This window comes from Micromonospora taraxaci (assembly GCF_007830095.1).
GTDB lineage: Bacteria > Actinomycetota > Actinomycetes > Mycobacteriales > Micromonosporaceae > Micromonospora > Micromonospora taraxaci.
Window position 1 is genome coordinate 2,587,695 of sequence record NZ_VIWZ01000001.1, and the last position, 21,744, is coordinate 2,609,438.

20 protein-coding genes and 2 pseudogenes are annotated in these 21,744 nt (G+C 68.3%); 7 read left to right on the top strand and 15 right to left on the bottom strand.

Going from position 1 to position 21,744, the window contains the following annotated elements:
• Positions 1-33 precede the first annotated feature (33 nt).
• The 3 genes from FHU34_RS12090 to FHU34_RS12100 all read right to left on the bottom strand — a co-directional run bounded on the left by FHU34_RS12090 (position 34) and on the right by FHU34_RS12100 (position 2,585).
• Entirely contained in the window at positions 34-1,236 is a 1,203-nt protein-coding gene (locus FHU34_RS12090; RefSeq protein WP_244311625.1) for a GDSL-type esterase/lipase family protein, read from the bottom strand.
• A 48-nt stretch (positions 1,237-1,284) separates the two neighbouring features.
• Positions 1,285-1,854, bottom strand: coding sequence for a TetR/AcrR family transcriptional regulator (locus FHU34_RS12095; protein ID WP_145780042.1), 570 nt, complete (start codon positions 1,852-1,854; stop codon positions 1,285-1,287).
• A gap of 143 nt (positions 1,855-1,997) precedes the next feature.
• On the bottom strand, positions 1,998-2,585 hold the full coding sequence (locus tag FHU34_RS12100) for a hypothetical protein (protein WP_145780043.1): 588 nt from the start codon (positions 2,583-2,585) through the stop codon (positions 1,998-2,000).
• Between the two features lie 425 nt (positions 2,586-3,010).
• Here FHU34_RS12100 and FHU34_RS34230 point away from each other — a divergent pair, with 425 nt between their 5' ends.
• On the top strand, positions 3,011-3,199 hold the full coding sequence (locus tag FHU34_RS34230) for an HflX-like GTP-binding protein (protein WP_358052684.1): 189 nt from the start codon (positions 3,011-3,013) through the stop codon (positions 3,197-3,199).
• A gap of 47 nt (positions 3,200-3,246) precedes the next feature.
• Here FHU34_RS34230 and FHU34_RS12110 read toward each other — a convergent pair whose 3' ends face one another.
• Positions 3,247-4,269, bottom strand: a complete 1,023-nt coding sequence (locus FHU34_RS12110) for a helix-turn-helix transcriptional regulator (protein WP_145780044.1) — start codon at positions 4,267-4,269, stop codon at positions 3,247-3,249.
• 62 nt (positions 4,270-4,331) lie between these two features.
• Between FHU34_RS12110 and FHU34_RS12115 the strand changes: the two genes are divergently transcribed.
• Together FHU34_RS12115 and FHU34_RS12120 are read left to right on the top strand one after the other, a co-directional pair.
• The gene (locus FHU34_RS12115) at positions 4,332-4,529 is read left to right on the top strand and encodes an epoxide hydrolase N-terminal domain-containing protein (RefSeq protein WP_145780045.1); all 198 of its coding nucleotides are present in this window, start codon (positions 4,332-4,334) and stop codon (positions 4,527-4,529) included.
• Positions 4,529-5,599: a winged helix DNA-binding domain-containing protein gene (locus FHU34_RS12120; protein ID WP_145780046.1), complete on the top strand. Its 1,071-nt coding sequence runs from the start codon at positions 4,529-4,531 to the stop codon at positions 5,597-5,599. The genes FHU34_RS12115 and FHU34_RS12120 overlap by 1 nt, the downstream gene beginning before the upstream one ends.
• A gap of 101 nt (positions 5,600-5,700) precedes the next feature.
• On the opposite strand, the gene FHU34_RS12125 is transcribed toward FHU34_RS12120, so the two are convergent.
• Together FHU34_RS12125 and FHU34_RS12130 are read right to left on the bottom strand one after the other, a co-directional pair.
• A complete protein-coding gene (locus tag FHU34_RS12125; RefSeq protein WP_145780047.1) occupies positions 5,701-6,720 on the bottom strand; it encodes an aldo/keto reductase in 1,020 nt (339 codons plus the stop codon).
• A gap of 323 nt (positions 6,721-7,043) precedes the next feature.
• Positions 7,044-7,973, bottom strand: coding sequence for an NADP-dependent oxidoreductase (locus FHU34_RS12130; RefSeq protein WP_145780048.1), 930 nt, complete (start codon positions 7,971-7,973; stop codon positions 7,044-7,046).
• A 50-nt stretch (positions 7,974-8,023) separates the two neighbouring features.
• Here FHU34_RS12130 and FHU34_RS12135 point away from each other — a divergent pair, with 50 nt between their 5' ends.
• Positions 8,024-8,671: a TetR/AcrR family transcriptional regulator gene (locus FHU34_RS12135; protein ID WP_145780049.1), complete on the top strand. Its 648-nt coding sequence runs from the start codon at positions 8,024-8,026 to the stop codon at positions 8,669-8,671.
• A gap of 141 nt (positions 8,672-8,812) precedes the next feature.
• Here the strand turns inward: FHU34_RS12135 and FHU34_RS12140 are convergent, their stop codons facing one another.
• From FHU34_RS12140 to FHU34_RS12150, 3 genes and pseudogenes are all read right to left on the bottom strand, one after another.
• On the bottom strand, positions 8,813-9,382 hold the full coding sequence (locus tag FHU34_RS12140; RefSeq protein ID WP_145780050.1) for an aspartyl/asparaginyl beta-hydroxylase domain-containing protein: 570 nt from the start codon (positions 9,380-9,382) through the stop codon (positions 8,813-8,815).
• Between the two features lie 445 nt (positions 9,383-9,827).
• Positions 9,828-10,175, bottom strand: a pseudogene (locus FHU34_RS12145) (ADP-ribosylation/crystallin J1); the annotation flags it as partial.
• Positions 10,176-10,269: 94 nt separating this feature from the next.
• Positions 10,270-10,667: pseudogene (locus FHU34_RS12150) on the bottom strand (cyclic-phosphate processing receiver domain-containing protein).
• A 228-nt stretch (positions 10,668-10,895) separates the two neighbouring features.
• Between FHU34_RS12150 and FHU34_RS12155 the strand changes: the two are divergent.
• Positions 10,896-11,591 carry a suppressor of fused domain protein gene (locus tag FHU34_RS12155; protein ID WP_145780051.1) on the top strand — a complete coding sequence of 232 codons (696 nt, stop codon included), beginning with the start codon at positions 10,896-10,898 and terminating at the stop codon, positions 11,589-11,591.
• A gap of 144 nt (positions 11,592-11,735) precedes the next feature.
• On the opposite strand, the gene FHU34_RS12160 is transcribed toward FHU34_RS12155, so the two are convergent.
• The gene (locus FHU34_RS12160; protein ID WP_145780052.1) at positions 11,736-12,920 is read right to left on the bottom strand and encodes a HEAT repeat domain-containing protein; all 1,185 of its coding nucleotides are present in this window, start codon (positions 12,918-12,920) and stop codon (positions 11,736-11,738) included.
• 139 nt (positions 12,921-13,059) lie between these two features.
• Positions 13,060-13,440, bottom strand: a complete 381-nt coding sequence (locus FHU34_RS12165; protein WP_145780053.1) for a winged helix-turn-helix transcriptional regulator — start codon at positions 13,438-13,440, stop codon at positions 13,060-13,062.
• 84 nt (positions 13,441-13,524) lie between these two features.
• Between FHU34_RS12165 and FHU34_RS12170 the strand changes: the two genes are divergently transcribed.
• A complete protein-coding gene (locus tag FHU34_RS12170; RefSeq protein ID WP_244311627.1) occupies positions 13,525-14,442 on the top strand; it encodes an NAD(P)-dependent oxidoreductase in 918 nt (305 codons plus the stop codon).
• Between the two features lie 483 nt (positions 14,443-14,925).
• A complete protein-coding gene (locus tag FHU34_RS12175; protein ID WP_145780054.1) occupies positions 14,926-16,125 on the top strand; it encodes a low temperature requirement protein A in 1,200 nt (399 codons plus the stop codon).
• A gap of 361 nt (positions 16,126-16,486) precedes the next feature.
• Here the strand turns inward: FHU34_RS12175 and FHU34_RS12180 are convergent, their stop codons facing one another.
• The 4 genes from FHU34_RS12180 to FHU34_RS33630 form a co-directional block, all read right to left on the bottom strand.
• Positions 16,487-17,410: an AEC family transporter gene (locus FHU34_RS12180; protein ID WP_145780055.1), complete on the bottom strand. Its 924-nt coding sequence runs from the start codon at positions 17,408-17,410 to the stop codon at positions 16,487-16,489.
• 1,152 nt (positions 17,411-18,562) lie between these two features.
• Complete coding sequence (locus FHU34_RS12185) at positions 18,563-19,192, bottom strand: TMEM175 family protein (RefSeq protein WP_145780056.1); 630 nt, start codon at positions 19,190-19,192, stop codon at positions 18,563-18,565.
• 195 nt (positions 19,193-19,387) lie between these two features.
• A complete protein-coding gene (locus FHU34_RS12190) occupies positions 19,388-20,563 on the bottom strand; it encodes a zinc-dependent alcohol dehydrogenase (protein ID WP_145780057.1) in 1,176 nt (391 codons plus the stop codon).
• Positions 20,560-21,480 (bottom strand): SRPBCC family protein, encoded by a 921-nt coding sequence (locus FHU34_RS33630; protein ID WP_244311628.1) that lies wholly within the window; start codon positions 21,478-21,480, stop codon positions 20,560-20,562. Before FHU34_RS33630 ends, FHU34_RS12190 begins: the two co-directional genes overlap by 4 nt.
• Between the last annotated feature and the right edge of the window lie 264 nt (positions 21,481-21,744).

Genomic DNA, 21,744 nt, shown 5'->3' on the forward strand with positions numbered 1-21,744 from the left:
CTCGTCCGTCGCTGCGCGGCGTACCTCAGGCGGTCAGCCGGTCTTGGTGGCGAAGGGACCGCCGTCGCCGAACGCGAGCCGCGCGAAGTTGTCGGCGATACGGCGATGTCCGGCCGGGTCGGGGTGCACCTCGTCGGGAAGCGGTAGTTCGGCGTAGTCCGCCTCGCCATACAGGTCGCGTCCGTCGAGATAGTGCAGGTTCGGATCATCGGCCGAGCGCTGTTCGACGATCCGGGCGAGCTCGTCGCGGATGACGTTGAGCGTCAGCCGCCCGGCGCTGCGCTCGGCCGGATCGCCCGTGGCCTTGAACCGCAGAGTCCCGCCCTCGAAGTCCGGCGCGAGAGGGCCGGGCGTGTCCTCCTGAACCGGGCACAGGATGGCGGACACGACCAGCAGTGGTGTGGTCGGGTGCCCTTCGCGGACAGTGTCGAGGAAGCCATGGACCGCAGGGGTGAAGGCACGGAGACGCATCACGTCGCTGTTGACGATGTTGATGCCGATCTTGACACTGATCAGGTCCGCAGGGATGTCCCGCATGGCGCGGGCGGTGAACGGGTCGAGCAACGCGCTCCCGCCGAACCCCAGGTTGACCAACTCTGCGCCGCCCTCGGCCGCGGCCAGCGCCGGCCAGATGGCGGTGGGATGACCGGCGTTCGAGCCGTGGCTGATGGAACTGCCGTGATGCAGCCACGTCCTGCGTCCGCTGGGCGGGGTCTGCTCGGCGGGCGCGTCGGTGCGCAGCGCGATCAACTCGGTGATCTCCGTGTGCGGGAGCCAGATCTCGATGTTTTTCTCACCCTCCGGCAGATCCGCGAAGCGGGCGGTGCCGGACGGCCCTTCGGCCAGCACAGAGGTTTGGGTGAACATGTTGGTAACCGTCCGGACGTTGCCTTCGGGCACCGAGGCCTGTGCGGCCAGGCGGCCGTTGATCAGCAGGTCGTAGACGCCGTCCGGTGGGGCCGGGAAGCCTTGGTAGACCCGCTTGGTGGGCAGCGTGTCCAGTTCGATGGTGGTGGCCCGGGTACGGAAAGCGAGCCGCACGCCGGAGGGCTGGGCCTCAGCCATGGCCAGTTGATCGTCGGGGATCTGCTGGCGCGCCCGGGCGGTCAGCCGATGCGGCAGTAGACCGCGCGGGGTCGCCTCCAGATCGACAAAGCCGCGCAGGAGGCCCGCGGTGACCGGGGTGGTGATCCACTGGTGTTCGGTGGGCATTGCCTCAAGCCTCTCGATGTTCATCGGGGCGCCGCGCTGCGAACCGCTGGCGGTGGTGCGACCGTCGTCGGGTCAGCGAGTGCTGCGGTTGCGTAACACCGCGTCGAGCGAATCCACGATCCATTCCCAGGATTCCAGCGCGTTGGGAGCGCTGTGTTCGAAACCACCGGCTAGCTCCAAGCTGACGTAGCCGTGGAAGACGCTGCCCAGCATCCGGACCGCATGGGTCGCGTCCGGCTCGTCCAACCCGTAACCCCGCAAGATCGCCCGAGCCATCTGCGCGTGCCGGACACCTGGACTGGCGGCCGCCGTCTCTGGATCGAGCCGGAGCCGGGCGGCGGCATAGCGGCCCGGGTGCTCCCTGGCGTAGTCGCGGTAGGCGTCGGCGAACGCGGCTAGAGCGTCCCTGCCGGCCCGACCGGCAACGGCATCGGCTACGCGGTCGGCGAGTTCGTTCAGCGCGAACAGCGCGATGCGGATCCTGAGGTCCTGTGAGTTCTTCAGGTGCGAGTACAGGCTCGGGACCTTGACGTCGAACCGCCGAGCGAGCGCCGAGACGGTGACCTGGTCGAAGCCGACCTCGTCGGCCAGTTCCGCCCCCGCTCGGGTCAGACGCTCCGGCGTCAGTCCTGGTCTATCCATCACGCCTCCCCTACCTGCCTACAGCAATTATGCTCTCGCCTAATACCTTTAGGCAAATCCGACAGTGAGGGTGAAGCTGAGGCAGCCGATGTCCTCGTCCCGGCCTCTTGCCCTCGTCCCGGCCGACGTAGTGCGCTGGCACGCTACTGCTGTTCGGTGATCCCCGAGGGCTGGAGCGTGTCGGCGATGAGGCGGAGTTGTTCCCGGGACAGCTCACCTCCGTAGCGGCGGTAGGTGTGCGGTCCTCTGCCGACGAGGACGTCGTCGATGTTCACCCATGGGCACGGCGTCCAGTACCTGCCGCTGTTGAGCAGTTCTTCGCTGACCTGGCGTACATCGGACCGGGCGCCGAGAGCGGTCAAGGCCTCCGCGACCAGGTCGACGGCCTCGCCTGGGCGGTTGCTGTCGGCGCAGGCCGGTACGAGGAGGAGTAGACGCTCGGCAGGGGTGTGATCCTGATCCGGCTGGTGCGCTGCGGCGACGACTTCCGGCCACGCGAACGCCGGCCCTCGGAAGTGTCCCTCCATGGCGGCGAGAGGAATCGACGCGTCACCGGTGCCAGGGTCGAGCACGTAGTCAACGCCGCCATCGTCGTCGACGTTGCGCATGATGACGTGCAGGTGGCAGCGCCCGGGAAGCGGCAGTGAGAACACTGGCCAACTCTGCGGGTCGAGGAAGGTGTCGACGATGTGCTCCAGGTCGGCTGGGTCGACGCCGAAAGCGTCTGGCACCGACGTGGATCCCCCGACGATGGCAAGGAAAGCGGGCCAGAACAGCTCCTGCGACATGATGTCGGCCCCGTCGACCAGCGGCGATCGTAGGAATGGCGGTTCGTACCCGTCCAAGTATCCGGGGATGATCACGCCGTCATCCTCGCAGTGCCGCCGCCGCCTGTCGGACCAGCCGCCGTTGACAGCCCCTCGGCAGGTAAGGCGTCTGGCACCATGATTCCGTGCGGCGAGATCCGACTGGGCCGTCGGCCTCTGTGCTTGCGGGCGCCAACGTGTTGCTCGTAGGGCTGTTCTCCGCGAAGGATAGGGAGTTCGGCGCGAAGCTTGATGTGCTGACGGCTTCGGTGGAGGCGCATGGTGGACGGGTAGTGAGCCGGCACGTCCAGCGGCGGGGTGTCTCACGCGGCGGTGCGGCCAGGATGGCCATGCCGTTCTCTCGACGGACGCTGATCAGCTCCGGCAAAGCGCGTGAAATCGCGCAAGCGTGCCGAGCCGCGCAGGTCGAGGTTGCGGTCTTCGCCAACCCGCTGACGAAACACCAACGAGCTGTCCTCGGCGACATCTTCGGATGCCTCGTGATCAGCGGCGAGGACCTTCTTGCCCCCGGCCGATGAGCGTCCGGACATGATGGAGATCGGGCGAACGCCCGCATCCGGCGGGGTCATCCGCGCGCCGGATCGGCCCTGCCGGGCGTCGGGGGAGCCGGGCCGGGTGGCGAAGCTCCGCCGGGCACGCTGATCGCGTAACGGCGGGCCAGCCGTCGGAGGTACGCGACGAGCTCCGGCGGCTCCGTCACGGTGAAGTCGTGGTCGAGCAGTCCGAGATGGACGGCGAGCGTCTCGACGGACTCCGCCCCGGTGTCCAGCACGCACGTCCGCTCGTCAATCGGCTCCACGGTGCCGACCGCAGGGGTGATCCGGTTGGCGACCTCGACCGCCGGCGCGTGCACGATGATCCGGGCGCGATATCGCCAGGACGCCGCGGACACCCGACCGGACACGTACCCGGCGATGTCGTCGGTGGGCAGCGGGCGCGCGGCGAACCGCGGGTTGTTCGGCGTACGCAGCGTGATCCGGTCCACCCGGAACGTCCGCCAGTCCGCGCGGCCCAGGTCGTACGCGAGCAGGTACCAGCGGCGACCCCAGTTCACCAGCCGGTACGGCTCCACGTCGCGCCGGCTGCCCGTACCCGCATGGTCCGCATAGTCGAACCGTAGGCCTTCCCGTTCTCGGCACGCGGCGGCCAGCACGGACAGCAGCGTCGGGTCGACCACCGGTCCGGCGACGTCGCGCGGCACCGCGACGGTGTACGTCTGCAGCGCAGCCACCCGGCGCCGCAGGCGAGCGGGCAGCACCTGTTCCAGCTTCGCCAGCGCGCGCAGCGACGCCTCCTCGATGCCGGAGATCGTCCCACCGGCCGCGATGCGCAGCCCGACCGTGACCGCCACCGCCTCCTCGTCGTCCAGCAACAGCGGCGGCAGGCTGGCCCCGGCTCCGAGCCGGTACCCGCCCACCGAGCCGCGGGTGGCCGTCACGGGATAGCCGAGGGTTCGTAGCCGCTCCACGTCGGTACGCACCGTGCGGCCACTGACGCCGAGGCGCTCGGCGAGTTGCGCGCCGGTCCAGTCCCGCGGTGTCTGCAGCAGTGACAGCAACCGCAGCAACCGCGCCGAGGTTTCCAACATGTCGTCAGCCTCGCACGCTATTAGGAACGGACTCTTCCGCATGAGCTGACAGAGTTCACCGCATGACCGAGATCCGCGAGTTCCGCACCGACTGTCCGCGGGCTGAACTGGGCGACCTGACCGAGCGGCTGGCTCGTGCCCGGTGGGCCGACGAGCTGCCCGGCGCCGGCGACGACTACGGCGTGCCGCCGGCCCGGCCCCGTGTGCTGGCCGGGCGCTGGCAGCACGGGTACGACCGGCGGGCGTGGGAGAAGCGCTGATGGACCGCCGGGCGCTCAACCGGGCCACGCTCGACCGCCAGCTGCTCCTGCGCCGCTCCGGTATGAGCGTTCCAGCGGCCCTCTCCCACCTCGTCGGCCTGCAGGCACAGACGCCGCACACCTGGTACGCGGGACTGTGGAGCCGGCTCGCCGACTTCCGGGCGGCCGACGTCGCGACGCTGCTGGAGAGCCGGGCGGTGGTGAGGATCGCGCTGATGCGGTCCACCATCCACGTGATCGGCGCCGCGGAGGCCGCGCGGATTCGGCCGCTCGTGCAGCCGGTGCTGGACCGGGACCTGTTCGCCAACCACACCCACGGGCGGTGGATGCGGGGGCTCGACACCGGTGCGGTGGCGGCACACGCGCACGACCTGCTCGCCGAGCGGGCGATGACGCCCGCCGAGACGGGCGCCGCACTGCTGCGGCGGTGGCCGGACAACAACGCGGCGGCGCTCGCGTACGCGGCCCGTAACCTTCTTCCGCTCGTGCAGACGCCGCCGCGCGGGGTGTGGGGCCGTAGTGGCCGTACCGTGCACGCGCCGCTCGACGTTTGGGCGGACCCGCCGCCGCACCGAATGAAGATCGACGACCTGGTGCTGCGTTACCTGGGCGCGTACGGCCCGGCGACCGTGGCCGACGCGCAGACCTGGAGCGGCCTCACCCACCTCGCCGAGGTGGTCGACCGGCTCCGGCCGCACCTTCGGACGTTCCCCGGCGGGTACGTCGACCTGCCCGACGCGCCGCGGCCCGACCCGGACACACCGGCACCGGTGCGGTACCTGTACGACTTCGACAACCTGCTGCTGTCCTATCGTGACCGGACGCGGGTGCTCACCGACGAGTTCCGGAGCCGGGCGGTGACCCGGCACGGTCCGGTCCCCAGACCGGTACTTGTCGACGGGTTCACCGCGGGAGCGTGGACGGTCGCAGCTGCGGCCCTCACCGTTCGGCTCTTCGTACCGCTAACCGCCGCCGATCGCGACGCGGTGACCACCGAAGGTGCCGCGCTGCTGGGTTTCCTGCACCCGGACGCCGCGCCCGACGTGCGGCTCGTCGAGGAATTCGAATAGGGGAGGGAGACAGCACGCGAACACTCGTGTCCGCGCGGCCGCCGATCCAGCGTGCCGTGCCGAGGACCGTACGACCCGGATACTCGTAACGTGCCGAATGCTCAGCGGCGGCGCAGCGCCGGCTCGAGCAGAGCGGGCGGGGTGTCGTTCTTCTCATGGGCGGCGAGGTCGACGCCGGGAGCCACGATCGCGTCGATCGCGTCCAGCACGTCGGCCGAGAGGACCGTGTCCGCGGCGGCGAGCTGCGAGCTGAGGTGGTCCATCGTGCGGGGACCGATGATCGCGCTGGTCACGCCCGGGTGCGCGGTGACGAAGCCGAGCGCGAGCTGGATCATGCTGAGGCCAGCCTCGTCGGCAACCTTGGCGAGCTGCTCGACGGCGTCGAGCTTGGCGCGGTTGGCGGGGATGCTGACGTCGAAGCGATGCTGCATGAAGCCCGAGCGGTTCGTGCTGATTTCCTGGCTGGCGCGGATCGCCCCGGACAGCCAGCCCGATGCCAGCGGGCTCCAGGCCAGCACGCCCATGCTGTACTCCTGGGTCGCGGGCAGCACGTGGGTCTCGATGCCACGTTGCAGGATCGAGTAGTTCGGCTGCTCGGTCACGTAACGGCTCAGACGCCCCTCGCGGGCGGCCCACTGCGCCTGCACGATGCGGTGGGCCGGGAAGGTCGAGGAGCCGAAGTAGCGGATCTTGCCCGCGCGCTGCAGGTCCGTCAGCGCCGACAGCGTCTCGTCGTCGCTGGTCGTCGGATCCCACCGGTGCATCTGGTAGAGGTCGACGTGGTCGACGCCGAGGCGGCGCAGGCTGTTCTCCAGCGCGGTGACCAGCCAGCGGCGCGAGCCGCCCCGCTGGTTGCGCTCGTCGCCCATCGGCAGCGTCGCCTTGGTGGCCAGGACGACGTCGTCGCGGCGGCCGGCGATGGCCTTGCCGACCATCTCCTCGGACTGGCCACCGCTGTAGGCGTCGGCGGTGTCGATGAGGTTGATCCCCGCATCGAGCGCGCCGTCGACGATGGCGGTGGCTTCCTCCTGGGTAGTGTTGCCGATCTTGCCGAAGTTCATTGCGCCGAGCACGAGGGTGCTGACCTGCACACCAGTGCGCCCCAAGGTGCGGTACTGCATGACTGTTTCTCCTTCAGACGTCCAGCGGTCCATGGTTCAGTGGCAGTCCGCCCGGTTCAGCATGCGGGCCAACCGGAGCGTTGTTCCGGTAACCAACATACGGAACGACGTTCCGGATGCCAAGTGGGGTGACGGAGGTAACGCGACGCGGCCGTTGAATCGACCTATATGACGAGCCCGTCACCGACGGTTGCGGCCCCGGACCCTCAACAGGGATCCGGGGCCGCTTCCTGCTGTGTCGGTGCCTTCCGGCCGACACCGTCCTGGTGCTCGCCCTGGCCGCGCGTGCTCGGGTCAGGCGGACAGACGCTGGGTCGGGCGCCCTACGGCTTCAGCACGATTTTGCCCCGTGCATGGCGGGACTCACTCAACTCGTGGGCGGCGTTCGCCTCTTCCAGAGAGAACACGGCAGCGACCGGCACTGTGAAACGACTTCGTTCGGCGAGTTCGCCGGCGGCAGCGATTCCTTCGAGAGCCGGCGTGTCCGCGCCGGGGCCAGAGCCGCGCGACAGGTGCACGCCGTAGGCCGTGGCGTTGATGTCGGCGATGCTCACCACCCTGTCCGGGTTCGCGACCAGGCCGACCAGGTCGGGTATGGAGCCAGAGCCGGCACAGTCGAGTACGACATCGACCCCGCTGGGCACCAGAGTGTGGACCCGCTCGGCCAGTCTGGGACCGTAGGTGGTCGGGATCGCCCCGAGCGAGGCGACGAACTCATGGTTGCGCTCGCTGGCCGTGCCGATGACGGCCGCGCCGCGAGCGACGGCGAGCTGGATCGCGGTCGTACCGACCCCGCCGGCCGCGCCCTCGATCAACAGCGTAGTGCCGTCCTTGACGCCCAGCCGGTCGAGTACTCGGGTGGCCGTCTCGATGTTGCCCGCCGCGCCGCCGGCCTGCTCCCAGGTCAGGGCGGCCGGCTTCGGTGCCCACGCGGCCAAGACGGCGTATTCGGCGTTCGCCCCGCCCATCTGGGCGTAGTCCGTTATCCCGAAAACCTCATCGCCTACCCGAGCGGTGGTCACCCCGTCACCGACCTCATCCACCACGCCGGCGGCGTCGACGCCGGGCACGTGCGGCAGGCGGAGCGGAATCCAGTCCTGGAATTGGCCGGCGCGGACGTATGTGTCGGCCGGATTCACACCCGAGGCCCGAACCGCCACCCGTATCTGGCCGTGTCCGGCGTGCGGTTCCGGTGCCTCGGAGACCTCAAGGACACTCGCGGGACCGTACTTCGAAAATTGCAAAGCCCTCATGCAGGCGGACGCTAACGCACGCCGCTGTCCGCCTCGCTAAAGTGAGAGCCGTGACCGATCGTTTGCCTCACACCCTTCGCTCCGACGCCCTGGACAACCGCGAGCGCATCATCGAGGCCGCCCGCGCGGTCTTCGCCGTTGACGGCCTGGATGTGCCCATGCGGGAGGTTGCCCGACGCGCCGGGGTTGCACCTGCCACCCTGTACCGCCGATTTCCGACCAAGGAGATGCTGGTCACCGAGGCATTCGCGGAACAGATGCACGCGTGTCGCGCCGTTGTCGACGAGGGTCTTGCCGATCTGGATCCATGGCACGGTTTCTGTCTTGTGATCGAGAAAATGTGTGAACTGCACGCACGCGATCGAGGCTTTACCGCAGCTCTCATTTCGACCTTTCCCAATGCGGTTGATTTCGAGGCGCGCCGTGAATACGCGCTCAGAGCGATCGACGAACTGGCCCGCCGCGCCAAGGAAACGGGGCGTCTGCGCCCCGACTTTGTCCTGGACGACGTCCTCCTCGTGCTCATGGCCAACAGCGGTATCCACGCGACCTCGCCGACCACCCAGGTCACCGCCTCCCGGCGCTTCGCCGCACTCGCCATCTCGGCATTCCAAGCCTCCCCGGATGTCTCGCCGCTCCCGCCCGTGGTGCGGTTGGCACCCCCGGCGTCGGTGTCCAGGCGCAGCCAAGCGGGCTAGCCCTGCTCATAGGGTCTGGTCAGGCGCGCGCCAAGGGCCGCACCTGGTACGACGCCCGCTTCCTGCCCCCGTATCGGCCCGGCCGCTTCTACGGGCTGCTGTTCACGATCGTGATCCTGTTCGCGGTGCAGGGCGACGCCATCACCGGTCGGGACCTGAACGTCGTCCGCGTCGCCGTACGAAGCCGGCCACCGAGGCCGGCGGTTCATCCTGCTGCATGTCCTCGCAGCCGGGACGGACGAAGTCGAACAGGAGCACAACGCGGTCACTGGTGCCAAAGTTCCACGCCTCATGCGTGACGGTGTCGTCGAAGACGAAGGTTTCGCCCTCGCGCCACTGTCGAGTCTCGTCGCCCACTCGCAGCGCGCAGTCCTGCGGCACGACGAGCCCGAGATGCGCGCGGTAAACGGTGGTAACCCATCCCTGATGTGGCTTGATGTGGGTGCCAGGAGCCATCCGAGAAAACCCAGCGGTCGTCAGGTGAGGGACCTTCGTCAACGCGGAGGCGGTGTTCGGGCATGCCTCGAGGGCCTCCTCGATCCGATCCCCGAAGGCGACCAGTCCATAGACACTCCAGCCCTGGCCGTACATCTCGCGTTGGACCCACGGCTGGTAGGTGTCAAGCGGAAGAGCAAGGCATTCATCCCGGATGGCATCCCATCGTGCCCGAAGCTCGGCCAGGAAAGGGAACTGCCGCTGGTTCACGAACATGGGAAACCATGATGCATCAACGTGGCGTCTGCCGGGAGCTGCGTGATGTCCGCTAGACCTCGAAGGTGAACTCGAAGGTGCCTGCTTCGATGCGGTCGATGAGTTGGCTGACATCGCTAGCTTGCCGAGTCGCGCTCTCCCAGCCACTGCTGGTGATGTCGGCCAGTAGTACTGGTGCGGGGTCGCTGCGCAGGTCGAGTACGAGCTGTTCGCGTGAGCCGTCGCCGCCGATGATCGCGATGCCGGGATGCTCATCGGTGGCCTCGTCCCATGCGTCATGCACCTCGAGCATCTCGCGCGGGGAGTTGAGCCATACGTAGGCTCCGCTGGACATCCAGCCTCGCCGGAACCACGACTCGCCTTGGAGGTAGGTGCGCCAAGCGGCCGGCAGAGGTCGGCCCAGGGCCTTGTCGGCGTCGGTGAACTCCTGGTCGTTCACCGGGCCGCGGTACTCAGCTTCCTCGATGATGGCGCCGACGATGTGGGCGTTGAAGTCGGCGAGCTCCTCGGCGGGGATCCAGTACTCCAGCACGTCGCGGCCACCGGCCTGATGAACCTCGTGACGGTCCAGGTACGACCGCTGGACGTCGAACCGGGTCACGTAGCCGACTCCCTTGGCGGGCACGTTCCACTCGCGGGCGATCTTCGTGGCGTACCAGCGGTTCAGGACGGGGTAGAAGATCGGCTGGTCCGCCAAGCGTGGTGGCCACGACCGCCAACCCGACTCCGCGACGAGGTCACGTTCGGCCTGTCCGGTGGGCCTCCACAGGGTGATCGTGTCCGAGTTGTCGATCGTCTTCTCCTCGCCAATTGGGGGTTACGGGGTGGTCGTGGTGAGCCGCTGTCCGAGTGTGACAGCCGTCAGGCGGGCGTTCGTGCCGGTCAGTTCACGCACGGCTGTCGACATAGCCGACGTCCGTGGAGCCCGTGGCGACGTGGACGCGATACCCCCAGCGTCGGAGGACCTGAGCGATCTTTGCGGCGCCCGCCGGGTTGGCGGAGTGAACGTTGATGACGCCGACGTCAAGGGGCGCTCGTCGAAGGCAGCCCGTTCCAGGACCTTCACGACCGGCCAGATCGTGTCGTCCCCGCCGAGGTCATGGTCCAACCACAGCTCGTCCAGGCGGCGGCCCCGGTGCCGATCGAGGAGTTCAACTCCGGCAGCACTGGTACGGGCCACCGCGGCGCTACGGCCATCCACGAACGAGCGGAGGTCATCGACCAGGACGATCACTCGGCGGGCATCCACGCGATGATGATGCCTGGCCCCGCCAGGATCCGACATCCGGATTTGGCCGTCGACCGTGCGCGTGGGTGCCGAGTGTCCGTCGCCCTTCGCGACTACCAGTGGCGGCGCGGGTGGGAGTGGATTTTGCGCAGGTTGGAGGAGTGGTCACGCGCACGGGAGCGTCAGTACCCGTGGTTGGGTTCACAGGTCGTCGACGCCCGCTCATGGCCGATGCGCGTGCCCCCGGTCGCGCCCTCGTCGGGCCCTTGCATAGGCTGCGTCGCCATGGACGAGCCGAGCGGGTCAGGAGTCCTCCGCCATCAGTCGTTGCACGACGGGTTCGTGCCGGCGCAGGGACCGCAGCAGGCCTTCGCCGACGCCATCGACCGACACATCGAGGAACATTTCGGGCCCGTCGAGTTCGTTTACCACGAGATCGCCTCGCACCTGGTCGGTGTGCATGTCTATGTCGTGGCCCCAACCGAGGAACGCCCGTACCGGACGCTGATCACTTCTGGGATGAGCGAGCTGCCGATGGCAGTCCCGGAGGGCCACGACATCAGCCCGTACGCGGAACTGATGCTGAGCCTGCCGGCAGATTGGCCACTGACCGAGGTAGCCGGGATCGGCGACGAAACCGGGTGGCCGCTGCGGGCCCTCAAGCAGGTAGCTCGGCTACCGCACGAGTACGGAACCTGGATCGGCGAATGGCATTCCGTGCCGAACGGCGACCCCGCGCAGCCGTACGCTGCGGACACCCCGTTCGCCGGAGTCGTCGTCACGCCGATGCTGCGGGTGCCGCCAGAGGCCCGGACGATCGACGTCGGCGGCGGCATCCGAATCGCATTGCTCGCGCTGATCCCTCTGCATCCTGAGGAGATAGCGGTCAAGGTCGAACGCGGTACCAACGCACTCATCGAAATCCTTGACCGTGGCCGCATCACCGAGCTGTTGGACCCGCATCGGCCCTCGTACGCCTGACAGCTCGATCCGACGCGCTGATCAACGTCACGTGCGCGCTTCTGCGGCTGGTCGCGCGTCACGAATACCCGGGCCCGGGCGGACAGCCTCGCGGGAACGTCCATGACGGTCTCGCCAGCGGATCGCTGACTGGGGGCTGTCGGATCAGCGAGCGGTGGGGTTGGTCAGGCGGTCCAGCTCGGTGGCGGCGAGTCGGCGCAGGGTCTGATCAGGGTCGTGGGCATACCGGTGGAGGATGTCCGGGGCGGCGTCGGGCGCGAGGTGGCGTGCCACGACCGCGACGCGCTGACGGACCATGGGATCAGGGTCGTCCGCCAATTCGATCAGGAGCCGCCGCCGGTGCGTTGGCCTGCCATCGGCGCTGGCGAGTCCGCTGAGGGTGGCCGCTCGTACTGCGGCCGCGCCGTCTCGTGCCAGCATCGTGAGTTGCGGTGCCACGCGGGGGTCCGAGTCGTTCGCCTTCGCGAGCGCTTTGGCGGCTTGGACTCGCCGCTTCGGGTCGTGGTCGGCAGCCAGCACCAGCAGCGCATCGACCGCCGCTGGCCCTCCGACTGAGCCGAGTGCGTCCGCAGCGTTCTCGCGGACATGCCGATCGGGGTCGTCAAGGAGCCGTAGCAGGGCCGGGGTCGCCTCGTGACTACCGAGTCGCCCGAGTGCGTAGGCGACCATGGACCGTACTCGCGGTGTCGGATCGGCGGCGAGGGCAACGAGCGGTGCGACCGCGTCAACCCGGCCGGTGTAGCCAAGCCTGCTCGCGGCCGATGTGCGGACCTGCTCGTTGAGGTCGCGCATTGCCAGAACGAGCGCCCCGAAAGCCCGGTCGTTTCCGGCTGGGTCAGGGATCGAGCCGACAGCGAGGGACCTGACCTCCGGGTCGGCGTCGGTCATGGCCGAGGCCAGCAGTTCGACATCCTGTACTTCGATCACGAACCCGAGCGCCCACAGTCCCACACGGCGCAACTCCGGCGTTTCACTCGTGGCGAAGTCACGCACCACACGCCGGCTGGTCGCCCGGTCTGCGTGCAGCAGCTCGATGATTTCGGCTTGGAGACTGTCCTGGTCGTCGCCGAGATCGCGCGCCGAGGCGCGGAGCAGCACTGGCAGCGCCGCCATACCTTCGATGCCTGCCGAGATGCCGGCAATCAGGTCCCGGCCGTAGAAGTTCCCCTCGTCGAGGAACCGGTCCAGCACCTCCCGCAGCCGGGGTACCAAGGCAGTGTCCCCGCACGCAGTCAGGGCCGTGACGGTTGGCGCAATGTCGTCGTAATCGTCCTCAAGCTCCATGGCGTGCCGGACCACAGCCTCCAACGCCCCATGGCTGTCGATCATCCGGTCACCCTGCCATACCGCCACCCGGTGGTGAAACAGCGTACTGGCCGGAACAACGACAGTCGCCAAACGAGATGCCTGCAGGCCGTGCGTCCGAGTAGCAGCGTGCGGGCCCCATCGACACGCTGCCGCCCGCTGATCAGCGCAGAGCCGCCCGGTCTTCGGAAGCCGCGCCGACCATCTCGGCGGCCTCGCGTCGGATCCGCTCGCTCCCCCAGGCGCCGAGCGGTCCGAGCGCCTGGTTGAGCGTGCGCCCGTGCTCGGTCAAAGAGTATTCCACCCGCGGTGGCACCTCGGCGTGGACCTTCCGGTGCACCAGGCCGTCCTCCTCGAGCTCGCGCAAATGCTGAGTCAGCATCTTCTCGCTCACTCCGGGCAGCCCTCGACGCAGCTGCGCGAAACGGCGTACGCCATGGGCCTCGAGTTCCCAGAGGATCAGGCCCTTCCACTTGCCGCTCACCACGTCGAGCGCCGCGTCGATGCCGCAGATGTAAGGCCCGCGTCGGGATGCCTTGGCCATCGCTGATCCCCTTACTGAAAGGTAAGTACCGCAGAAGTTAGTGGGTACTTACGAGAATAGTGAAGCGTCGCCGAGCATGGAGAGGTGAACAACCAACAGCACAACAGCGCCGTCACCGTGATCGGGCTCGGCCCGATGGGCCAGGCGATCACCCGCACCCTTCTCGCCGCCGGCCACCCCGTGACGGTCTGGAACCGCACCACCGGCCGGGCCGAGGGCGTCGTCGCCGACGGCGCGACGCTCGCGGCTGTACCCGCCGAGGCGGTCGAGGCGAGCAGCCTCATCATTTTGAGCCTCACCGACTACCAAGCGATGTACGACATCCTCGGCCCCGCCACCGCGTCTCTCGCCGGCCGAACGTTGGTCAACCTAAGCTCCGACACCCCCGACCGCAGCCGCGAGGCGGCATCCTGGGCCGCGGCCCACGACGCCGCCTTCCTCACCGGCGGCGTCATGGTCCCAGCGCCGATGGTCGGCACCGACGCGGCGTACGTCTACTACAGCGGCCCCGGCGAAGTGCTGGACGACAGCCGGGAGGCGCTGGCCCGGCTCGGCGCGCCGAACCACCTGGGCGAGGACCCGGGTCTCGCTCAGATGATGTATCAAGCCCAGCTCACCGTATTCCTCGCCACTCTGTCCGCGTTGATGCACGCCACCGCGATGCTGGGCGCCACGGGAATGACGGCCACGGAGGCAATGCCGGAGCTGATCGCCTCGGCCGAGTCGATCGGCGCCATTCTCCGCGCCGGCGAGGAAACCCCCGGCGCCGCGCTGGACGCCGGAGAACACCCCGGCGATCTCAGCACTGTCACCATGATGGGCGCGACCGCCGACCACATCGTCGAGACCAGCACGACACTGGGCCTCGACCTCGCGCTTCCCCTGGCCGTGCGAGCGCATTATCGGCATGCGATCGAGAATGGGCACGGTGGCGACAACTGGACCCGCATCATCGACAGCATCCGCGAACCACGGGACAAGCCGCGTCGTCTCATCAGCTGACGTGCGGGACCGGGCCTTGCCGTCGTTCGTCGTAGGCGCAGCGGGCGGCGACGTCGGAATCCGGCGATCCTGACCCAGCACCTCACCAGCTGCTTCCCGTTGCACCTTCGAGGCAACGGATGGGTGAGAGCGACGGCTCCGCTGGGCGGTGGCGGTTACTGCGGGATCGCGGCGCAACCCGCGGGAGCGAGGCCGATTCAGCGACGTCGCCCAAGCGATCGAGAAGGTCGGCCGGCCGGTGCTGCCGCGTCCTGTAGTCGTTGCCCGCCGCCGGCGGGCCCTGCCGGGAAGCCGCGTAGCACGTCGGTCAGCCAGCCGTCGGCTTTTCGGGAGAGGGCGGCGCTGGGAGCGGTGCAGCCCTCGTCGGCCGTCAGGCTATTTGGTCATCGCGGTTGCATCTTATCCGTGGGCGCTGCGGCAACGTGGTACGACTGCTTCAGCGATTAGCCGACGAAGCGGGCGGCCCGGGTGACGAGGAATGAAGTGGCCAATCTTCTGCGCAGGCGTGAGAGTCCGCAGCGGCCGACCTTCCTGGAACTGTTCTTCGACCTCGTCTACGTCTTCGCGCTCACCCGGATTGTGCACGAGTTGGTGTTGGATTACACCAGGGGCCATGTCGCGGAGCGGTTGACCACCTCCCTCGCGGAGAACGGCGAGACGCTGCTGCTGCTTCTGGCGCTCTGGTGGATCTGGACCCAGACGGCATGGGTGACCAGCAGATTCGATCCGTTTCAGCCGCCGATCCAGTTCGTTGTCGTTGCGACGATGTACGGAAGCCTGCTCATGGCGGTCGCGATTTCGGGGGCTCTCGCCGAGACTGGCCTGCTCTTCGCGAGCACCTATGTCGCGATTCAGGTAGGCCGCACCCTCTTCTTCGTAGGCATCGTGCGCGGTCATAATCTGCGCCGCGTCAATATGTTGGCGCTCATCTGGTTTGGCGCGTCGGCCGTACCGTGGCTCGCCGGAGCCTTTGCTCCCGAGGTGACGCGCAATTCGCTGTGGACGGTGGCCCTGGCAATCGACTACCTCGGGGCCAGACTCGGCTGGCCGGTCCCGGGGCTGGGTCGCTCGCGGGTGTCACCGTGGGCCGTCGCGGGCGAGCACTTGGCCGAACGCTACTGGCAGCTTGTCATTGTCGCGCTTGGCGAGACGATCCTGACCTCCGGATCGAGTCTTCTCCGCGGTCCGATCATGGCTGACCGAATGATGGCCCTCACCTTGTCGTTCCTCACGACGGTGTTGCTGTGGCGGATCTACTTCTATCGGGCTGGCCAAATCCTGGGCGAGGCCATCGCGGCATCCGCCGACCCCGGCCGGCTCGGTCGGTTGGCCGAGTTCGCACACCTGCTCATGGTGTCCGGCATCCTTGCCAGCTCAGCCGGCTCCGAACTCGTCCTCATCGATCCATCCGGAGACGCCAAACCCGCCTGGGTCGGAGCCATCCTCGGAGGGCCTGCGCTCTACCTCGCCGGGCGCTCAGTATTCGAGTACGTGGCCTTCGCCCGAGTGTCCTGGCCGCGGCCGATCGGGATTCTCGTCCTCGCGGCCATGGCACCGATCATGGTCGGCCTACCGCCCCTCGGGGTCGCCGCAGCAGCAGTCGCCGTCCTGCTCGGCGTTGCCGTCTCTGACACGACCCGAGCCCATGGGCTACCACTGGAAGAGGCCTCGCCGCCACGCTGACGTGTACCCAGCACCACCAAACACAGCGCCCGCTCATGTTGATGGGCGGAAGCTTGCTCCGGCACTCCTCGTAGGGATCGTCGGGTCGTGAAGCGAATGTGAGGGTGTGTGCGGCTTCAGTGCCCGTTGAGACGCGCAGCTGCGGCCTGACGCACGGATGCTTCCTCAATAGGGTCGTCGCGTAGCGTGAGTAGCCAGCGCTGCGTCTGGTCCGTGAGCGGGGCGTGCTGAGCGGCCAAGAGCCGGACGTCCGGCTCACAGTCGAGGAGATAAGACAGCAGCACGTCAGATGTCTTGTCCGCATGAGGTATGCCGACGTAGCGACCGCGTCCCATCTGACGGTCTCACGTTGCGCGTCCGGCTACCCGAGCAGCACCGCCGCTGCGGCCAGGGTGGCCAGAGACAGCGTTGTGGTCACCACCACCGCCCGGTTGGCGACCGTCTCGCCGACGCCGTACTCCTGGCTGTAGATGAACGTGTTCTGCGCTGTCGGCAGGCCCGCGCACACGACCACGGCGAGCAACTGTGGCGCGGATAGGTGCAGGGCCAGCCCGACCGTGTACGCGATGACCGGCTGTGCGACGAGCTTCAGCGCGGTGATCACGGCCAGCTCGGTCAGCTGGGTCGGCTCGGCCCGCGACGGCCCCGTGCGGTGCAGCGACGCGCCGAGCGCGACCAGGGCTGTCGGAACCGCGGCGCCCGACAGCAGGGTGAGCGGTGCGCCGGCCGCCGACGGCAGATGCAGGCCGGTAGCCGAGCAGACGACACCGAGCAGCGACGCCAGGATCACCGGGTTACGTACCGGCAGGGAGGCGATACGGCGGACCCGTACCCGCCCGGCCGGATCGCTGTGCCGGTCCAGGGCGACCAGGATCACGGGCGTCACCACCAGCACCTGCAGCAGCACCACCTCCGCCAGGAACGACACGTTGCCGAGTACCTGCGTGGCGATCGGGATGCCGAGGTTCGCCGAGTTCACGTATCCGGCGGCCATGCCCCAGATCGGCCGTTCGCCGGGCTCGCGACCGAACAGCCAGCTCGCGCCGACCCACCCGGACCCGACGACCGCGGCCGTGCTCACTGCAAAGGCGAGCAGCGGGCGGCCGGCGATACCGGACAGCGGCATTCGGGACAGAGCCAGGAACAGGGCGGACGGCATCGCAAGATGGAACACGAATCGGCCGAGCACCGAGGCCACCGCCTCGCCCAGCAGGCCCCAACGACAGGCCGCGTAGCCGAGGGCGGTAAGGATCCAGATCGGTACGAACGCCGACACCAAGCTCATACAGGCGTCACCGGCGGGCGAGTGTCGCGCCGGCTCAGGGCCTGGCGAGCGTCCGGGGGGTACGAGTCGAGAAACCCGGCGACAATCTCCACCTGGGCGAGGACGTCATCGACCTGCCGCAGGGTGGGCCCGGCTCCGTGACACTCCACCGCGCATTCGCCGGTCTTCAGATACACCGACGCGTTCACGGTGCGTACCAAGCCGCCGGGCAGCCGGGGCTTGTCCACGTGTACGCCGATCGGGAGGCCACGCCTTCAGCCTCGCATCCCGTCCGGACCGAGCAAACATCGCGCTCATCCGCAGCTGCACGGGGTCGTCCCCAACGTGTACATCTGCCGCTGACTGCGCGTCCGGCGCCGTCCTGTCGTACCGACGAGCGGACGCCCGTGGCGGCCCGGCTCGCAGCTCTGGAAGCCGGGACGGTGGTGCCGTCACTGATCGGCCTGGTCAACTGGAGACGACCCACCGTTCTGGCCGCGCGTCAGCGCGACCATCATCGAAAGCCTCTCCCCCTACCGCAGGGTCAGTCAATCGGGAGACCGAGGATGGGGCTCGGGAGCATCCCGTCAGCCGGCTGTACGGCATTTGCTGCCGGCAGACGGGCAGGTGCCGAGCTGACCGACGAGCGCGGGGAGGAGGGTAATCGAGGGTCAGGCCGTACCCTGGCGGTTGACCCGCCCCTCCCGGGCCGCCTTCGACCGGCTGTGGTCGCGCTCGGTGCCGGCTGATCCGGTCGCAGTGCGCTCGTGCCGCTGATTCGGCGAGTGCTCCACCGTGGCCCCCTGCCGACCCCGTGCTCCGCTGCCCGGGTGCCGGCGGCCCCGCGCCGACTCGCCGCCGCTGTCATGCTTATTACGCTGTTGGCTACCCATGCCCGGGTGGATACCCGGTGCTTGGGCGCCCATGCTTTGAGCGGGACGGCTTCGGTGAGGATGCCGAACTGTTCGAGTTCGACGATGTTCTCGAGCCGGATGCAGTCGGCAGGCCGCGATCTGCACCGCACTATCGGTCTGCGGACGCCGTTGTTGGCGCAGTGGATGGGTCTGGTTTTCATAGCCTCAGGCTGGCCGCGCCCTGTGATCGCTCGGGTGAACGGCTGCTGGAGGAGGCGCCTCGGATCGGTTGCCCAGTGGGGAAGCGGTTCGTCCGCCCTCAGGCTGGTGGCGGAGGCCGGTGGGTGATATCTCGGGTCACGCGCAACTGGTACAGGCCGGCGCTGGTGATGGCGTAGAAGACGGGCAGAAGTGGAAAGATGACCAGGCCGATCAAGGGAGCCACCAGGTAGCCGACCAAGCCGGCGAGGACATACAGCACGACCCCCGTGAGGGCGCGGACTCGCTCGACGCGAAAGAAGCCGTCCTTGACTTGTTCCTTCAGCAGGTCGGGGTTCCGAGCCAGGTAGTGGTAGAACGCCAGCCACGTCGCGCACAGCAACGCGCCGATCAACGCGTAGAAGGCGACGGCGACCCGTTGGTCCATGTTGTTGTGTTCCTGCAACGCATCCGACACGACGACTGTCGGGAACGGCAGCAGCGCCGTGCTGAACAGCACGAACAGGTTCATCCAGTGCAGGCCGCGATCGACCTGCTTGATGCGGTTGAACGCCGCCTTGTGGTTGAGCCAGACGACGGCCACGTACGAGTAGGACGCGAGATACGCGACGTACGACGGCCACTGGTTGAGCAGGCCAGACAGGAGGCGGCCGGGAGGAACGTCCGGCACCCGCAGGTCCAAGACCAGCAACGTGATGATGATGGCGAAGATGGCGTCGCTGAACGCCACCGCGCGGCTGGTGTCTGACCGGGTGCCTAGGTCTGCGTCTGGCGCGCTCACCGCCTGCGCCTACCCAGGGTCGTCTATGGCAAACAGATGGAGAGCCGGGGTTGCGACTGCAGGGTGCCGCAGAAGATCGGTGCCCGCGGACAGACGCCGCATCCGGCCACCGGGCGTGCCGCGGTGGCCGGATGCGGGTGGTGGTCAGGGTTTGAGGACGACCTTCTCGCAGTTGTCCTGCTTGTTCTTGAAGATCTCGAAGCCGCGTTCTGCCTGGTCGAGCGGCAGGGTGTGGGTGATGACCCGGGTCGGGTCGATCTCCCCACGTTCGATGCGCTGCAGCAGCGGTTTCATGTAGCGCTGCACGTGGCATTGACCGGTACGCAGGGTCAGCGCCCGATTCATCCACGCCCCGGCCGGGAACTTGTCGAGGAAGCCGCCGTAAACGCCGATGACCGACACGATGCCGCCGCTGCGGCAGGACAGGATCGCCTGCCGCAGTGCGTGTGGGCGCTCAGTCTCCGAGCGGACTGCCTGCTTGATCCGGTCGTAGGCGTGCACGTGCGCGGCACCGTGGCTGGCCTCCATGCCGACCGCGTCGATGCACTTGTCCGGTCCCCGCCCACCGGTCAGTTCGAGCAGCCGGGACCGCACGTCGACATCCTCGAAGTTCACCGGCGTGTGGCCCGCCCGTTCGGCCATCTGCAGCCGGTACGGCTCCTTGTCGATAGCGATGACCTTCGCCGCGCCGAGCGCGCGGGCACTGTCCATCGCGAACTGCCCGACCGGGCCGGCGCCCCACACCGCCACCACGTCGGTGGGCTGGATGTCGCACATCTCGGCGCCCATGTAGCCGGTGGGCAGGATGTCGGAGAGGAACAGCACCTGCTCGTCGGTGAGGTCGGACTCGATCTTCAGGGGACCGACGTCGGCGAACGGCACCCGCGCGTACTGCGCCTGACCGCCGGCGAAGCCGCCGGTCAGATGCGAATAGCCGAAGATTCCGGCGACCGGGTGGCCGAACATCTTCTCCGCGATCCCGGCGTTGGGGTTGGAGTTCTCGCAGCAGGAGTACAGCTCGGCGGCGCAGGCGCCGCACGCGCCGCAAGCGATGGGGAACGGTACGACGACCCGGTCCCCGACGCGTACCCGACCTGGGTCGACGCCCCGGCCGACCTCCACCACCTCGCCCATGAACTCGTGACCCATGACGTCGCCGTCCTGCATCGTGGGCACGTACCCGTCGAGCAGGTGCAGGTCCGAGCCACAGATCGCGGTGGAGGTGATCCGTACGATGGCGTCGCGGTCGTTGAGGATCTTCGGGTCCGGTACGTCACGGACCTTGACCTTGTTGCGGCCCGCCCAGGTGTTCGCCCTCACGCATCCGCCCCCTTCGCGAGCTCGGAATCCGACAGCGGTTGCGCCGGACGTTGCGGGAACTCCTTGCGGGCCCGCTTGCCCCACGGGGCGCCCTCGGATCGGACCACCTGGCCGGTCTCCAGCACCTGCTTGAGCCGGCGAAGGTCGTCGTCGAGCTGCTGGTGCGGTTCCTCACCGAAGTACCTGGCGACCACCTTGCCGACCGCGCCGCCCGGGATGTCGTACGACATGACGACGTGCACCTCGGTGCTGACACCATCCGGGGCGGGCGCGAACCGGACTGTGCCGGCGTTCGGCACGTCGGCATTACCGGTGGACCGCCACGCGATCTTCTCCCCGGGTGCCTCGTCGATGATTTCCGCGTCCCACTCGACGTTCTTGCCGAAAGGCGCGCTGGCGGACCAGTGGCTCGTACGGTCGCCGGTGGCGCGGATCTTCTCAAGGTGTGCCATGAACGTGGGGAGGTTGTCCAGGTCACGCCAGAACGCGTAGACCGTGGGCGGGGGTTTGCGGATGGTTGTCGTGGCTGTCAGCTCCATGGGTCCTCCTTCGCGTGAGCCTCGTACCGCCGGCGCTGAACTCATCCTCTGCACGCGGGTGGCCTGCATGGCGGTCAGCAGATCCACCACGGTGATCCCGACGATGGCGCCGGTGACACCGACGAGGCGACGCCGGCGGTGCCCGCCGCGGTTAGCGATGGCCACCCCGAGAGAGGCCAGGTCCATTGCGTCGCCCACAACCCGGGTCCACGCCCACATGCCCTTGCGCCGGCTCGTCAGGAGCCCGGCCGCATGGACCAACTCCCTCGCCCCGACCAGCGGCACCACCGCCCGGGAGGTCGAGGAGTCGTCCACCCCGCTGATCCGGCGCACCGCGTCCGGTGCCGCCAGCTGTGCCACGCCCAGACCGAGACTCATCCAGCCGAGCCGGCGCCCTCGCCGTCGGACGTCTTCCTGCCTGGCCTGCGCGGCCTCTCGGGTTGCTAGTTGAGTCACGGGTAACCTCCGTATTGGGTCGCCTCTCGGCTGAGCCATTCCGGCTCACGGAAGTCCGGGGATGCGACCTGTAGAGGCGCGCATACCCCCCGGAAACCACCTCAATCCGTGCATTGGTCGCGGTATGGAGGTGATCCCTGTCCTGCTGCTCAGGACGGCGTGCGGGCCGCGACCACCAGCAGCCCG

Excerpts from the sequence above, each read along its gene's own strand:
- FHU34_RS12180 (WP_145780055.1), bottom strand. The coding sequence starts at position 17,410 with ATGAGCTTGGTGTCGGCGTTCGTACCGATCTGGATCCTTACCGCCCTC.
- FHU34_RS12095 (WP_145780042.1), bottom strand. The coding sequence starts at position 1,854 with ATGGATAGACCAGGACTGACGCCGGAGCGTCTGACCCGAGCGGGGGCG.
- FHU34_RS12115 (WP_145780045.1), top strand. The coding sequence starts at position 4,332 with ATGACCGAGATCCGCGAGTTCCGCACCGACTGTCCGCGGGCTGAACTG.
- FHU34_RS12130 (WP_145780048.1), bottom strand. The coding sequence starts at position 7,973 with ATGAGGGCTTTGCAATTTTCGAAGTACGGTCCCGCGAGTGTCCTTGAG.
- FHU34_RS34230 (WP_358052684.1), top strand. The coding sequence starts at position 3,011 with ATGCCGTTCTCTCGACGGACGCTGATCAGCTCCGGCAAAGCGCGTGAA.
- FHU34_RS12090 (WP_244311625.1), bottom strand. The coding sequence starts at position 1,236 with ATGAACATCGAGAGGCTTGAGGCAATGCCCACCGAACACCAGTGGATC.
- FHU34_RS12155 (WP_145780051.1), top strand. The coding sequence starts at position 10,896 with ATGGACGAGCCGAGCGGGTCAGGAGTCCTCCGCCATCAGTCGTTGCAC.
- FHU34_RS12140 (WP_145780050.1), bottom strand. The coding sequence starts at position 9,382 with ATGTTCGTGAACCAGCGGCAGTTCCCTTTCCTGGCCGAGCTTCGGGCA.
- FHU34_RS12120 (WP_145780046.1), top strand. The coding sequence starts at position 4,529 with ATGGACCGCCGGGCGCTCAACCGGGCCACGCTCGACCGCCAGCTGCTC.
- FHU34_RS12125 (WP_145780047.1), bottom strand. The coding sequence starts at position 6,720 with ATGCAGTACCGCACCTTGGGGCGCACTGGTGTGCAGGTCAGCACCCTC.
- FHU34_RS12110 (WP_145780044.1), bottom strand. The coding sequence starts at position 4,269 with ATGTTGGAAACCTCGGCGCGGTTGCTGCGGTTGCTGTCACTGCTGCAG.
- FHU34_RS12165 (WP_145780053.1), bottom strand. The coding sequence starts at position 13,440 with ATGGCCAAGGCATCCCGACGCGGGCCTTACATCTGCGGCATCGACGCG.
- FHU34_RS33630 (WP_244311628.1), bottom strand. The coding sequence starts at position 21,480 with ATGAGTCTCGGTCTGGGCGTGGCACAGCTGGCGGCACCGGACGCGGTG.
- FHU34_RS12160 (WP_145780052.1), bottom strand. The coding sequence starts at position 12,920 with ATGATCGACAGCCATGGGGCGTTGGAGGCTGTGGTCCGGCACGCCATG.